The organism is Humitalea sp. 24SJ18S-53 (assembly GCF_050632385.1).
Taxonomy (GTDB): domain Bacteria; phylum Pseudomonadota; class Alphaproteobacteria; order Acetobacterales; family Acetobacteraceae; genus Humitalea.
The window spans coordinates 1,325,578-1,338,428 of record NZ_CP192599.1; the positions used below are offsets into that span (position 1 = coordinate 1,325,578).

At 71.0% G+C, this 12,851-nt stretch carries 9 protein-coding genes; 8 read left to right on the forward strand and 1 reads right to left on the reverse strand.

Annotation, left to right across the window (positions count from 1 at the left end; translation table 11 throughout):
- Nucleotides 1-28 precede the first annotated feature (28 nt).
- From ACQW02_RS06465 to ACQW02_RS06480, 4 genes are all read left to right on the forward strand, one after another.
- The gene (locus ACQW02_RS06465; RefSeq protein WP_431284450.1) at nucleotides 29-1,399 is read left to right on the forward strand and encodes a formimidoylglutamate deiminase; all 1,371 of its coding nucleotides are present in this window, start codon (nucleotides 29-31) and stop codon (nucleotides 1,397-1,399) included.
- Nucleotides 1,396-1,878 (forward strand): CinA family protein, encoded by a 483-nt coding sequence (locus ACQW02_RS06470; protein WP_431284451.1) that lies wholly within the window; start codon nucleotides 1,396-1,398, stop codon nucleotides 1,876-1,878. Before ACQW02_RS06465 ends, ACQW02_RS06470 begins: the two co-directional genes overlap by 4 nt.
- Before the next feature lie 64 nt (nucleotides 1,879-1,942).
- A complete protein-coding gene (locus ACQW02_RS06475; RefSeq protein ID WP_431284452.1) occupies nucleotides 1,943-4,276 on the forward strand; it encodes a xanthine dehydrogenase family protein molybdopterin-binding subunit in 2,334 nt (777 codons plus the stop codon).
- 648 nt (nucleotides 4,277-4,924) lie between these two features.
- Nucleotides 4,925-5,869 (forward strand): Hint domain-containing protein, encoded by a 945-nt coding sequence (locus tag ACQW02_RS06480; protein WP_431284453.1) that lies wholly within the window; start codon nucleotides 4,925-4,927, stop codon nucleotides 5,867-5,869.
- Between the two features lie 246 nt (nucleotides 5,870-6,115).
- On the opposite strand, the gene ACQW02_RS06485 is transcribed toward ACQW02_RS06480, so the two are convergent.
- Nucleotides 6,116-7,009 (reverse strand): polysaccharide deacetylase family protein, encoded by an 894-nt coding sequence (locus ACQW02_RS06485; RefSeq protein WP_431284454.1) that lies wholly within the window; start codon nucleotides 7,007-7,009, stop codon nucleotides 6,116-6,118.
- A 119-nt stretch (nucleotides 7,010-7,128) separates the two neighbouring features.
- Between ACQW02_RS06485 and cydD the strand changes: the two genes are divergently transcribed.
- The 4 genes from cydD to recQ all read left to right on the forward strand — a co-directional run bounded on the left by cydD (nucleotide 7,129) and on the right by recQ (nucleotide 12,832).
- Nucleotides 7,129-8,838, forward strand: coding sequence for a thiol reductant ABC exporter subunit CydD (gene cydD, locus ACQW02_RS06490; RefSeq protein WP_431284455.1), 1,710 nt, complete (start codon nucleotides 7,129-7,131; stop codon nucleotides 8,836-8,838).
- Nucleotides 8,835-10,496 (forward strand): thiol reductant ABC exporter subunit CydC, encoded by a 1,662-nt coding sequence (gene cydC, locus ACQW02_RS06495; RefSeq protein ID WP_431284456.1) that lies wholly within the window; start codon nucleotides 8,835-8,837, stop codon nucleotides 10,494-10,496. Before cydD ends, cydC begins: the two co-directional genes overlap by 4 nt.
- 75 nt (nucleotides 10,497-10,571) lie before the next feature.
- Nucleotides 10,572-10,964 carry an OmpA family protein gene (locus tag ACQW02_RS06500; RefSeq protein ID WP_431284457.1) on the forward strand — a complete coding sequence of 131 codons (393 nt, stop codon included), beginning with the start codon at nucleotides 10,572-10,574 and terminating at the stop codon, nucleotides 10,962-10,964.
- The gene (gene recQ / locus ACQW02_RS06505) at nucleotides 10,964-12,832 is read left to right on the forward strand and encodes a DNA helicase RecQ (protein WP_431284458.1); all 1,869 of its coding nucleotides are present in this window, start codon (nucleotides 10,964-10,966) and stop codon (nucleotides 12,830-12,832) included. The genes ACQW02_RS06500 and recQ overlap by 1 nt, the downstream gene beginning before the upstream one ends.
- Nucleotides 12,833-12,851 lie beyond the last annotated feature (19 nt).

The following is a 12,851-nucleotide window of genomic DNA, read 5'->3' on the forward strand; positions in this document are numbered from 1 at the left end:
CGCGGCCGAGCAGGGGAAGCACAACGCCATGACCGTCTTCTTCGCCGAGACCGCCCTGACAACCGACGGCTGGGCCGATGCCGTGCGGATCGACGCCGATGCGACCGGCGCCATCACTGCCGTTACCCCCGGTGCCGACCCCAATGCCGTCCTGGCGGAGGGCGGCAGCCGCCTGCGCGGCGTGGTCATCCCCGGCGTGCCCAACCTGCATTCGCACGCCTTCCAGCGCGCCATGGCCGGGGCCGGCGAAAAACGTTCCCCCCAAGGCCAGGATTCCTTCTGGACCTGGCGCGAGGCCATGTATCGCCACGCCCTGGCGATCAGCCCCGACCAGGCCGAGGCGGTGGCCGCCCAGCTCTATGCCGAATGCCTGGAATGGGGTTTCACCTCCATCGCCGAGTTCCACTACCTGCATCACCAGCCCGACGGCACGCCCTATGCCGAACCGGCCGAGATGGGGCTGCGGATGCTTGCGGCGGCGCGGCGGACCGGCATCGGGATGACGATGCTGCCCAGCCTCTATGCCTTTGGCGGCATTTTCGGGAAGGCGCCGCATGCCGGGCAGCGGCGCTTCCTGAACGACCTGGACGGTTTCTTCACCATCCTGGACCGGCTGATCGCTGAAACCACCGACGACCCGCGCTGCGCGATCGGCGTCGCGCCCCATTCGCTGCGCGCCGTATCGCCCGAGATGCTGAGCGCCTTCCACGCCATGGGCACGCCCATCCATATCCATGCAGCGGAACAGGAACGCGAGGTCGCCGAATGCATCGCCGCGACCGGCGCCCGCCCGGTCGAATGGCTGCTGCGCCACGCGCCGCTGGATCGGCGCTGGTGCCTGATCCACTGCACCCACATGACGCCGGAAGAAACCCGCGAATTGGCGGCGAGTGGCGCGGTGGTCGGGCTATGCCCCTCGACCGAGGCCAGCCTTGGCGACGGAATCTTCCCGCTGCCTGGCTATCGCGCGGCCGGCGGTCGCTTCGGCATCGGCACCGACAGCCATGTCGGCACCAGCCCGCGCGACGAATTGCGGGGGCTGGAGACATCGCAGCGCCTGGCCCTGCATCAGCGGGCCGTCGCGACCGACGACGACCACCCCCACCCGGGCCGCGTGATGCTGGACGCCGCCTGGGCCGCTGGGGCGCAGGCCAGCGGCCGGCCGCTGGGGCGCATCGCGCCGGGTGCGCGCTGCGACCTGGTGGAACTCGACCCCGACCACCCCGCCTTGATCGGCCATGCGGGCGATGCCTTGCTGGACGCCTGGATCTTCTCGGGCCAGGGCAATCCGGTGCGCACCGTCGTGGTCGGCGGCAAACGGGTGGTGGAGGCCGGGCGGCACACCGGCGCGCTTGAAATCACCGAAGGCTTTTCCCGCGCGATGAGGCAATTGGCATGAACGACCTGATGGAAAAGGCCGAACGGCTGGGCGCGCTGCTCAAGGCCCGTGGGCAAACCGTTGCGGTGTCGGAATCCTCGACCGGCGGGCTGGTCTCGGCGGCGATCCTGTCGGTGCCGGGCAGCAGCGCCTGGTTCGTCGGTGGCGCCGTGGTCTATACCCTGGCCGCGCGGCAGGGGCTGTTGGGGCTGACCGCCGCCGATATGGAGGGGCTGCGGTCGTCGTCCCCGCCCTATGCGATGCTCTGCGCCCGCACCATCCGCACCCGCCTCGGCACCACCTGGGGTATCGCCGAAACCGGGGCGGCGGGGCCGACCGGCAACCGCTACGGCGATGCGGCGGGGCATTCGTGCCTGGCGATCAGCGGCCCGCAGGAGCGCGGCGTGACCCTGGAAACCGGCAGCCCCGACCGGCCCGCCAATATGCGCGTCTTCGCCGCCGGGTTGCTCGACCTGCTGGCCGAGGGGCTGGAGGGCTGACCGCCCCCCTTGCCATCCGCCCCCATGGGGCAAATCTTCTGCGACGCATCATACGGATGATCCCATGCCCGATGGCCTGAACGCCCCCAACCTTCGCTTTGGCATCGGCCAGCCGGTGCCGCGGGGTGAGGACCCCGTGCTGCTGAAGGGCCAGGGGCGCTACACCGACGATCTGTCGCTGCCGGGCCAGGCCTATGCCCATGTGCTGCGCAGCCCCTATGCCCATGGCGTGCTGCGCGGCGTGGATGCCACCGCCGCCCTGGCCATGCCCGGCGTGCTGGCGGTGATCACCGCCGCCGACCTGGCGGGCTACGGCACCATGGGCTGCGCCATGCCGCTGAAAAGCATCGACGGATCGGCGCTGAAAAGCCCGGCCCGGGCGCCGCTTGCCTCCGACCGCGTGCGCTTCGTCGGCGACCCGATCGCGCTGGTGGTGGCCGAGACGAAGATGCAGGCCAAGGACGCGGCCGAGGCGGTGGAACTGGACATCGACTCACTTCCCGCCGTGACCGACGCCCGTGCCGCGACCGCGCCAGATGCCCCGCTGCTGTATGACGATATCGCCAACAACACTGTCCTGGACTGGCGTTTTGGCGATGCCGACAAGGTGCGCGCGGCCTTCGACGGCGCGGCCCATGTCACGCGGCTGTCCATCGCCAACAACCGCATCGTGGTCTGCGCCATGGAACCGCGCGCCGCGATCGGGGTATGGGCGGAGGGGCGCCATACCTTGCACCTCGGCTGCCAGGGCGTTTTTGGGATGCGGGCGCAACTGGCCGGCATCCTGGGCGTGCCGGTGAAGGACTTGCGCATCCTGACCGGCAATGTCGGCGGATCCTTTGGCATGAAGGCCAATGTCTACCCCGAATACGTGCCGCTGCTGCACGCGGCCAAGATGCTGGGCCGCCCGGTGAAATGGACCGATGAGCGCACCGGGTCGTTCCTGTCCGACCAGCACGGCCGCAGCCATGAGGTCGATGCCGAATTGGCGCTGGATGCGGCGGGAAAATTCCTGGCCGTCCGCCTGACCGCTTTTGCGGACATGGGGGCCTATCTGTCCCCGGTGTCGCCGCTGATGGGCACGGCGAATTTCGCCAAGAACGTGCAGAGCAACTACGCGACGCCGTTGATCGAGGTGCATACCGTCTCGGCGGTGACCAATACCACGCCGATTTCCGCCTATCGCGGCGCGGGGCGGCCCGAGGGCAATTACTTCATGGAGCGGCTGATCGAGCAGGCCGCCGTGGAAACCGACCGCGACGCGCGCGATCTACGCCGGCTGAACCACATCCCGACCGCTGCCATGCCCTATGCCGCTGCCTCGGGCAGCCACTACGACGGCGGCGAGTTCTCGGCGATCCTGGATGACGCGCTGGTGGCGGCCGACTGGGACGGTTTCGCCGGCCGTGCCGAGGCCAGTGCGGCCCGCGGGAAACTGCGCGGGCGCGGCATCGGCAATTTCCTGGAGGTCACCGCCCCGCCCGCCCCGGAAATGGGCGGCATCCGGTTTGAGAAGGACGGGTTGGTCACCATCGTCACCGGCACCCTGGACTATGGGCAGGGGCATCTGTCGCCCTTCGCCCAGGTGCTGCACCAGCATCTGGGCGTGCCCTTCGAGAATATCCGCCTGTTGCAGGGCGACAGCGACCAGTTGATCGCCGGCGGCGGCACCGGCGGGTCGAAGTCGCTGATCGTCTCCGGGGCCGCGATCGTGGAGGCCGCGGCCATCGTCGTGGACAAGGGCCGCCAGGCGGCGGGCTGGGCGCTGGAAGCCTCGCCCGAGGATATCGTTTTCGAATCCGGGCGATTCTCGATCACCGGCACCGATCGCGGCATCGACATCATGGCCCTGGCCGCAAAGCTGCGCGACGCCGATGCGCTGCCGATGGATGTGCCGCCGACCCTGGATGTCAGCCACATCTACCCCGGCGCGCCATCCGCCTATCCCAACGGCTGCCACATCGCGGAGGTCGAGGTCGATCCCGACACCGGCCTGGTCGAGGTGGTGACCTACGTGACCGTCAACGACTTCGGCGTGATCGTGAACCCGCTGCTGGTCGCGGGCCAGGCGCATGGCGGCATCGCCCAGGGCATCGGCCAGGCCCTGCTGGAGCACGTGGTCTATTCGGAAGACGGCCAGCCGCTGGCCGGGTCCCTGATGGACTACGCCCTGCCGCGCGCCGCCGACGTGCCGTCGATGAGCTTCGCCAGCCACCCCGTGCCCGCCACGACCAATCCCATCGGCGCCAAGGGCTGCGGCGAGGCGGGGTGCGCCGGGGCGCTGCCGGCCGTGATGAACGCGTTGGTGGACGCGCTGCGGCCGCTCGGCATCGCGCATATCGACATGCCCGCGACGCCGGAGCGGGTGTGGCGGGCGATCGCCGAAGCCAAGGGCTGAGTATCGCCGGCGACACGCGCGCCGGCATCCCACCGAATTCCATGACATTGCCTGACCCCATGCCTGCCTGGGGTCAGGTGGTTTGGCGCGGCTGCGCGCGATGGCCCGTTATCGACGGCTGAGGCGGATGGAGTCGGCACCGTAGCGGCGGCCATCGATCCGCCCGCCGAACCCATTCGGCGCCTTGATCCGATCGGCACGGCATCGGGCTTTCCTTCAGGCTGATCCCCTTGGCGCATCCGTGACGCCGCGCGCGGTGCCGCCGCCGCATCGGATGGCTGTCTCGGCGACACAGGCCCGCGGCCGATCTCGCCCACCCGAATCACCGTGAAGCGCGCCGCTCCAGAGCGGCAAGTCTCCCAGCATCGCAGGTCGGTCACGATCCCTGCGCCCCAGCCGGCTGCCTGAATCGAGGGATTCAGCCGCACCCGCGCTCATTCCCGATTCGAGATCATAAAAAAGACATTCTCTGCCTGGCTGTGGCGGTCAGGCCACACCCCTTCGGCGCGTGTAAAAAAAGTCTGAAGAATCGTCAAAGAATCTTGCGGGCTTCTGTGCGGTGCAATATGGTCGTTTAGACAGATTTTGAGACTTAAGCAGTTTTTAAATCGGTAAAAGTTAGAAATCCCACCCACGGAGATCCCTCGCATGTCATGGAATTTCGTCTCGTCCGCGTTCAGCGCCTTCAACACGACCGATTCCACGGCAACCGGCTCCGTGAGCTATACGCAGGCCGGCAGTGGCCAGCCGCGCGGCGCCGAGTGGATCCTGCAGTATTCGAACACGGCTGGCGGCCCCTGGATCGAGGTCGATCGCACTGCGGTAACGCAGATCTCGGCAAGCGGCACGAACGTTCCCGTCAGCTTCACAAGTGTGGTGCTGCCCGACGGCCATGACAGCGAGGGGTTCTTCCGCGTTGTCGGTCAGGCGTCGAACCCGAGCGGCCCGTCCGGCGGTCTCCGCACCACCGGCGCCGTGGTCAGCGGCGAGACCACCGTCTGCTTCCTGGCCGGCACGCAGATCGCCACCCCGGCGGGCGGCGTGGCCGTTGAGACCCTGGCGATCGGTGACCTGGTGTTGACCGCCGATGGCCGTGCCGTGCCGGTGATGTGGCTGGGCCGCCAGACCGTCTCGACCACCTTCTCCCTGTCGGAAGCCCGCCGTCCCGTGCTGATCCGCGCCGGTGCGCTGGGTGAAAACCTGCCGGTCCGCGACCTGCGCGTGACCTCCGACCACGCCATGGTCATCGACGGCGTGCTGGTGCAGGCCGGCGCCCTGATCAACGGCAGCAGCATCACCCGCATGGCGCAGGCCGACCTCGGCGATCGCTTCACGGTCTTCCACATCGAGACCGAGAACCACGAGATCATCGTCGCCGAAGGCGCCGCCACCGAGACCTTCATCGACAACGTCACGCGCGCCCGCTTCGACAATTTCGCCGAATTTGTCGCGCTCTACGGTGCCGAAGGCCGCCCGATGGAAGAGCTGGCCCAGCCCCGCGCGATGAGCGCCCGCCAGGTTCCGGCCGCGATCCGCGCCCAGATCGCCGGGCGTGCGGTCGTGCTCGCAGGTGTCAGCGCCATCGCCGCCTGATCCCAAGATTCGCCCAGACGGGGCGATCCTGGGACCAGTTGCTGTGCGTGTCATTCACCGCCCGTCGCAGAATTGCGACGGGCGGTTTTTTTGCGAATCATGGTATCGGCGGCTACAACCAGCCCTCGTTTGATACATCTCTTTATTAGAAAATTGTATCAGTTTTCGTGTTCACCCCGCGACAACCCCGCGCGCGTCGATCGGCCTCGAGCGTAAAAGAATCCGACGCGGCCCATCTTTTGGGGCCTAGCCCCCCGGAACGACGCCCGGTGCCAACCCGGCCACATGGTCGAACACCGCCCCCGCGGTGCAGACCCACACCTGCTCCCTCCGCGCCGCGACATGCGCCAGCGCCCGGCGCAGCGCCCGCATCCGATAGGGTTGGCCGATGATGTAGGGGTGCAGCGCGATCCCCATCACCTGCGGCAGCCCATCCCGCACCTGGCGCAGTCGTTCGTCGAAATCATCCACGATCATCTGGGCGAATTGCTCGGCGCCATCGCGCCGGGCGACGATGGCGGGGATGTCGTTGACCTCTTGCGGATAGGGGATGGCCAGCAGCGGCCCATGCGCGGTGCGGTGCCAGACCGGCGCATCGTCGCTGCACCAGTTCAGGGTGTAGCGATACCCGGCCTCGGCCAGCAGGTCGGGCGTGGCGTGGCTTTCGGCGATCCAGGGCGACAGCCAGCCGCGTGGCGCGGTGCCCTCCGCGGCGGTCATCGCGGCCGTGGCCTCGGCGATCAGGGCGCGTTCCTCGGCCGGCGGCAGGATGGACTGGCGTTCGCTATTGGTCCGCCCGTGGCCTGCCATTTCATCGCCGCGCGCGCGATGGGCGGCACATAGCGCCGGCGCATGGGTATAGATCGCGCTGTTCAGTAGCACGGTCGCGGGCAGCGCCAGCTCGTCCAGGGTTTCCAGCAGGCGCCAGGCGCCGACGCGGTTGCCATAGTCGCGCCAAGCGTAGTTCAGCACATCCGGCTGCGGCCCGCCGGGGGCGAGTTCCGCGCCCAGCCCCTCGCCAAAGGCGAAGTGTTCCAGGTTCACGCCCAGGTAGACCGCCAGCCGCGCGCCGTTCGGCCAGGCAAAGGCTGTGCGCCCCGGCCAGGGGTGGTGGTCGTGACGGTCATGGGTCGGCAGCATCGGCGGGTCCGGTTTTGAGGTGGCGATTGATTTGATCCCGCGCCGCCGGGTCGGCAACCACGGGTGCATGGCGGCCCGCCACGGGATGGGCTAGCAGACCAGCGATGGACACCGCGTTGATGGACCGCCCCCCGGCCGCCGCCGGCGCGCTGCCGCCGACATCCAAACCGATCAAGCCCCAGGCCCCGGCGCGCGCGCTTTTGGCCGCGATCACGCGCGCCCAGCGCCCCGGGCTGCTGCTGGCGGTCGGACTTGGTGCCGCCGGCATGGTCACGGTGCTGGCCCAGGCGGTGCTGACGGCGCTGCTGATCGCAGCCCTGCTCGGGCACGGTGGCGCGGGCTGGGATGCCGTCGCCGGCATCGCCGCCCTGGCGCTGCTGCAAGCCGGGCTGTTCATCGCGCAGGACCGCGCCCAGGTCGCCGCGGGCGCCGCCGCGCGGGCCGACATGCGCAGCCGCGCCTTTGCCGCCCTGCTGGCCGCCGGCCCCACCGATTCGCGCGCCATCGGCGAAAAGGCATCCCTGGTCGTGGACCGGGTCGAGGCCCTGGACGGCCATGTCGCGCGCTGGATGCCGGCCGCGGCGATGGCGCTGGTCGGCCCCGCCCTGGCCATCGCCCTGGCGGGCTTCGTCGATCCGACGTCGGGGCTGATCCTCGGCCTGTGCGTGTTGTTGGTGCCGGTCGCCATGGCGGTCACGGGCATCGGCGCCGCCGTTGCCTCCCGCCGCCAGTTCACCGCGTTGGAGGCCCTGTCGGGCCGCTTCCTGGACCGCATGCGGGGCCTGGCCACCATCGTGCTGTTCCGCCGCGAATCGGCCGAGGCCGCGGCGCTTGCCGCCGCCGCCGATGACCTGCGTATGCGCACGATGAAGGTGCTGCGCGTCGCCTTCCTCTCCTCGGCGGCGCTGGAGGGCTTGTTCGCCGCGGCCCTGGCCTGCCTCGCCTGGCGCCACGCGGCGCTGGCCGCCGGCACGCATCCCGATCCGGTGGCGGCGATCCTGGCCCTGCTGCTGGTGCCGGCCGCCTTCGCGCCGCTGCGTGCCTTCTCCGCCGCCTACCACGAGCGTGCGGCGGCCGAGGGGGCGGCCACCGCGCTGGCCCCGCTGCTCGCGACCCCCCCCGATACCCGGTTGATCCTTGAGGAAATGCCGCCCTCGGTCGTCGTCACATTCGACCACGTCGGGCTGCGCCACGACCCGGGCCTGCCGGATGCGCTGGATGATGTGTCCTTCCGGGTGATGCCGGGCGAGGTGCTGGTGCTGATGGGGCCGTCGGGTGCGGGCAAGTCCTCGATCCTGCGGCTCCTCATGGGCTTCCTGCCGCCGACCAGCGGCCGTATCGCGCTGAACGGGCGGGAGGCCGCGGCCCTGCGCCCCGCCGAGTTGCGCCGCCTCTCGGCCTGGGTCGGCCAGCGCGCCCATATCTTTCGCGGCACCATCGCCGAGAACATCCTGCTGGCCCGCCCCGACGCGACCCGGGCCGAGGTCGAACAGGCCGCGCGTGACGCCCGGGTCGCCGATTTCGCCGCCGGGTTGCCGCAGGGGCTGGACACGATGGTGGGCGAATCCGGCCACGGCCTGTCCGGTGGCCAGGCGCAGCGCGTCGCCATCGCCCGCGCCTTCCTGCGCGACGTGCCGCTGCTGCTGCTGGACGAACCGACCGCGCATCTGGACCCGGGGACGGAGAACGAGGTGCTGGACAGCCTGCGTCGCCTCGCCGCCGGGCGGACAACCATCCTCGCCACGCATTCGCCCGCCGTCGCCGCCCGGTTTGGCCGCGTGCTGCGGTTGGAGGACGGCCGGGTGGTGGACCGCAGCCTGCGCGCATGATGGGCGATCTTTTGCGTGTGCTGCGCCTGTGGCGCGGGCGCGGCCCGGCGCTGGCCGCCGCCCTGCTGGTGTCGGTCTGTTCGGCCCTGCTGGGCCTGGCGCTGCTGGGCATGGCCGGCCGCGCCGTGGCGGCCGAGGTCGCGCTGGCCGGCGGCGTCGCCCTGGGCAGCGGCATCCTGTTGCTGCCCTGGCTGCGGCCGGTGCTGATCGGTCGCCCCGCCGCACGCTGGGCGGAACGCATGGCGACCCATGGCGCCGCCTTCCGCGCGCTGGCCGATACCCGGGTGTGGTTTTTCCGGCGCCTATCCCAGCGCCTGCCGGGCGGCATCGGCCATGGCCGGGCGGGCGACCTTCTCGGCCGGCTGGTGGCCGATGTGGAGGCGCTGGACGGGTTGTATCTGCGCGCCATCGTGCCGATCGCGGCGGGCGGGGCCGTGGTGTTGGCGACCGCGGTCGTGCTGGGCGCGATGTCGCCGCTTCTGGCGGCGCTGGTGGCCTTGCCGCTGGCCGCGGCCCTCGTGCTGCCGCCGCTGCTGGCGCCGGCCGCCGCCCGGGCCGCCGCGACCGCCGCCGATGCCGAGGGCCGGCTGCGCGATGCGGTGGTGGACCCGCTCTCCGGCCTTGAGGACACCTTGGGCACGGGGGCCGAGGCGCGCGCGCTGGCCCGGGTCGCCGCAGCCGGCGATGCGCTCGCGGCCTCCCAACGCGCATTGACCGGGCGCAATGCCGCCGCCGGTGCCCTGGGTTCGCTGCTGGCGCAGGGCGCGCTGCTGGGCGCCCTGGGCTTTGGCCTGGCGGGCGGGCAGGGCGCCCTGGCCGGCGCCGTGATCGGCGCCTTCCTGGCGCTGGCGTCGGCCGAGCCCTTTGCCGCGCTGCCCCGCGCGGGGGTGGCGCTGGCGGCGGCCGGGGCCTCCGCCCGACGTCTGTTCGCGGCCGCCGATGTGCCGGTGCCGGTGCCCGACCCGGCGACGCCGGCCGCCGCCCCCGCCGGCCATGCGCTGAAGATCGAGGGCCTGCGGTTCGCCTGGGCGCCCGACCGCGCCCCGGTGTTCGAGGGGCTGGACATGGAGGTGCCGGAGGGCGCCCGCGTCGCCCTGCTCGGCCCGTCCGGGGTCGGCAAATCCAGCCTGATTGCGCTGCTGACCAAACTCGCGGCACCTCAGGGCGGGCGCATCCTGGTCGGTGGTGTGGACCTCGCGACCCTGACCGCCGATGCGGCGCGGCAGAAATTCGCAGTGCTGAGCCAGGATGCGCGGCTGTTCGACGACACGATCGCCGCCAACCTGCGCCTGGCCGCCCCCGATGCCGATGACGCGGCGCTGTTCCAGGCGCTGGACCGCGCCGGCATCGGCGACCTGGTGCGCGCCCTGCCGGAGGGGCTGGCGACGCGCTGTGGTGAGGCGGGGGCGCGGTTTTCCGGTGGCCAGGTGCGGCGCATCGCGCTGGCGCGCGCGCTGGTCTCGCCGGCGCCGGTGCTGCTGTTGGACGAACCGGCGGCGGGGCTGGATGCGGCGGCGGAGATGGCGTTCCTGGCGACCTTGGACACGGCGGCGGCGGGGCGGACGGTGCTGCTGCTGCAACACCGGCTGGTCGGGCCGTTCCGGCCGAGCCGGGTGTTTCGCCTGGCCGGGGGGCGGGCGCTGGCGGGGTTGGGGTGACGCCGCGCATCGCCGCTTGACCCCGCCGCGTCGCCAAGCGACCTAGGTAACACACAGCGACTCGCCGGAGCCCTCATGCGCCGTTTCCTCTTGACCAGCCTTGCCCTGATGCCGCTGCTCGCGGCCTGCGCCTCCAGCACGAACCTGGCCGGCCAACCGCCGCGCGTGATCTTCTTCGGCGAGGAAGGCACCAGCCTGGATGACGCCGCCAAGGCGGTGATCGCCGACGCCGCCAACCTGGCCAAGGCCAACCCGCTCGCACCCGTCCGCGTGCTCGGCTTCGCCGACCCCGAGGGTAGCGTCGCCTACAACCGCGCCCTGTCGCGCGCCCGCGCCGAAAACGTCGCCGAGGCGCTGCGCGAGGATGGCGTCCCCGCCGGCCGCATCATCGTCGGCGCCCGCGGCCCCGTGCCCTTCGAGGCGATTGCCCTGGAAAGCCGCCGCGTCGAGATCCGCGTCGGCCTCTGATGCCGGCCGAGGCCTGGTCGGGCCCCTCCGACCCCGGCCTCGTCTTGCATGAGGTGTTTGGCCACCCAGGGTTTCGTGGCCGCCAGCGCGAGATCGTCGATCATGTGACCGGCGGCGGCTCCGGCCTCGTGCTGATGCCGACCGGTGGCGGCAAGTCGCTGTGCTACCAGGTGCCGGCCCTGTGCCGCCCTGGCGTGGGCGTCGTCGTCTCGCCCTTGATCGCGCTGATGGAAGACCAGGTCGCGGCGATGCGCCAGCAGGGCGTGTCGGCGGCGGCGCTGCATTCCGACCTCGACCCCGATGCCCGCACCGAAGCCCGGCGCGCCTTCCGCGAGGGCCGGCTGGACCTGCTCTATGTCAGCCCCGAACGGCTGGCGATGGACGGCATGCTGGATGAACTCGACAGCCGCCGCGTGGCCTTGTTCGCGGTGGATGAGGCGCATTGCATCAGCCAGTGGGGCCATCACTTCCGCCCCGAATACCGCGCGCTGACCATTCTGGCAGATCGCTTTCCGGGCGTGCCCCGCCTGGCCCTGACCGCGACCGCCGATCCGCGGACCGCCGAGGATATCCGCCGCCTGCTCGGGCTGATGGACGACCCGGTGTTCAAGGGCGGTTTCGACAGGCCCAACATTTTTGTCGGCGCCACCGATCGCGTGGCGGAACGCCAGCAGTTGCGGGAATTCCTGCGCAGCGCATCCGATGGGCGCGGGGCGGGCATCGTCTACTGCGGGTCACGTAAGAAGGCCGAGGCGACGGCGCAGTGGCTCTGCGCCGATGGCTGGGACGCGCTGGCCTTCCACGCGGGCATGGAGGCTTCGGAAAAGCGCGCCGCCCACAAGCGCTTCGCCGCCGGCGAGACAGTGATCATGTGCGCGACCATCGCGTTCGGCATGGGGATCGACCGGCCGGATGTGCGCTTCGTCGCCCATACCGAACTGCCGAAATCGCCCGAGGGCTGGTATCAGGAGATCGGCCGCGCCGGGCGCGATGGATTGCCCGCCAAGGCGCTGCTGCTCTACGGCGCCGGCGACATCGCCCTGGCCCGCAGCCGCATCGCCGAATCCGCAGCGCCCGAGGCGCAGCAGGCCATCGAGCGCATGCGCCTGGACAGCATCATCGCCATCGCCGAGGCCGCGGAATGCCGCAGGCGGCCGCTGCTGCGCTGCTTTGGCGAGGAACCGCCCGAGGCGCCGTGCGGCAATTGCGACAATTGCCAGACCCCGCCGCGCCTGTGGAACGGCACCGTCGCCGCGCAAAAACTGATCTCGGCCTGCCTGCGCACGGGCCAGCGCTTTGGCCTGGGGCACCTGACCGATGTGCTGCTGGGGGTGCGGAGCGAGAAGGTCGAGCGCTTCGGCCACGACAAGCTGCCGACCTTTGGCGTCGGCCGCGAGTTGGACGCCGAGGGCTGGCGCGCCGTCGCCCGGCAATTGGTCGCCCGCGGCGTGCTGGACCTGTTCGTCGACCGCCGTCCGGACGGCACGGCCGCACCCCCCGTCTATGTCGTGCTGGAAGCGGCCGCGCGGCCCATGCTGAAGGGCGAGGTCGAGGTCATCCTGCGCGCCGATATCGCCGGAAAGATCACCTCCTCCGGCCGACGCGCCCCCGGCCGGGCGGCACCCGCCGCCACCCCGCCCACCCCAGGCGGCGGCGGGCGGTTCGAGGCGCTGCGCGCCTGGCGCACCGCCACCGCCAAGGCCCAGAAGATCGCGCCCTTCATCGTCTTCCAGGACAAGACGCTGGAGGAGATCGCCGCGCGCAACCCCGCCACCCTGGATGGGCTGGCCGAGGTGTCGGGCGTCGGGTCGTCAAAACTGGAACGCTACGGCCCCGCGATTTTGGATGTGCTTCGTAGTTGCGAGTGACTTGCATCTAGATCCCGGA

Bases quoted from the DNA above. Each gene is read 5' to 3' on its own strand.
- ACQW02_RS06465 (WP_431284450.1), top strand. From the start codon at position 29: ATGACCGTCTTCTTCGCCGAGACCGCCCTGACAACCGACGGCTGGGCC.
- ACQW02_RS06470 (WP_431284451.1), top strand. From the start codon at position 1,396: ATGAACGACCTGATGGAAAAGGCCGAACGGCTGGGCGCGCTGCTCAAG.
- ACQW02_RS06475 (WP_431284452.1), top strand. From the start codon at position 1,943: ATGCCCGATGGCCTGAACGCCCCCAACCTTCGCTTTGGCATCGGCCAG.
- ACQW02_RS06480 (WP_431284453.1), top strand. From the start codon at position 4,925: ATGTCATGGAATTTCGTCTCGTCCGCGTTCAGCGCCTTCAACACGACC.
- ACQW02_RS06485 (WP_431284454.1), bottom strand. From the start codon at position 7,009: ATGCTGCCGACCCATGACCGTCACGACCACCACCCCTGGCCGGGGCGC.
- cydD (WP_431284455.1), top strand. From the start codon at position 7,129: ATGGACCGCCCCCCGGCCGCCGCCGGCGCGCTGCCGCCGACATCCAAA.
- cydC (WP_431284456.1), top strand. From the start codon at position 8,835: ATGATGGGCGATCTTTTGCGTGTGCTGCGCCTGTGGCGCGGGCGCGGC.
- ACQW02_RS06500 (WP_431284457.1), top strand. From the start codon at position 10,572: ATGCGCCGTTTCCTCTTGACCAGCCTTGCCCTGATGCCGCTGCTCGCG.
- recQ (WP_431284458.1), top strand. From the start codon at position 10,964: ATGCCGGCCGAGGCCTGGTCGGGCCCCTCCGACCCCGGCCTCGTCTTG.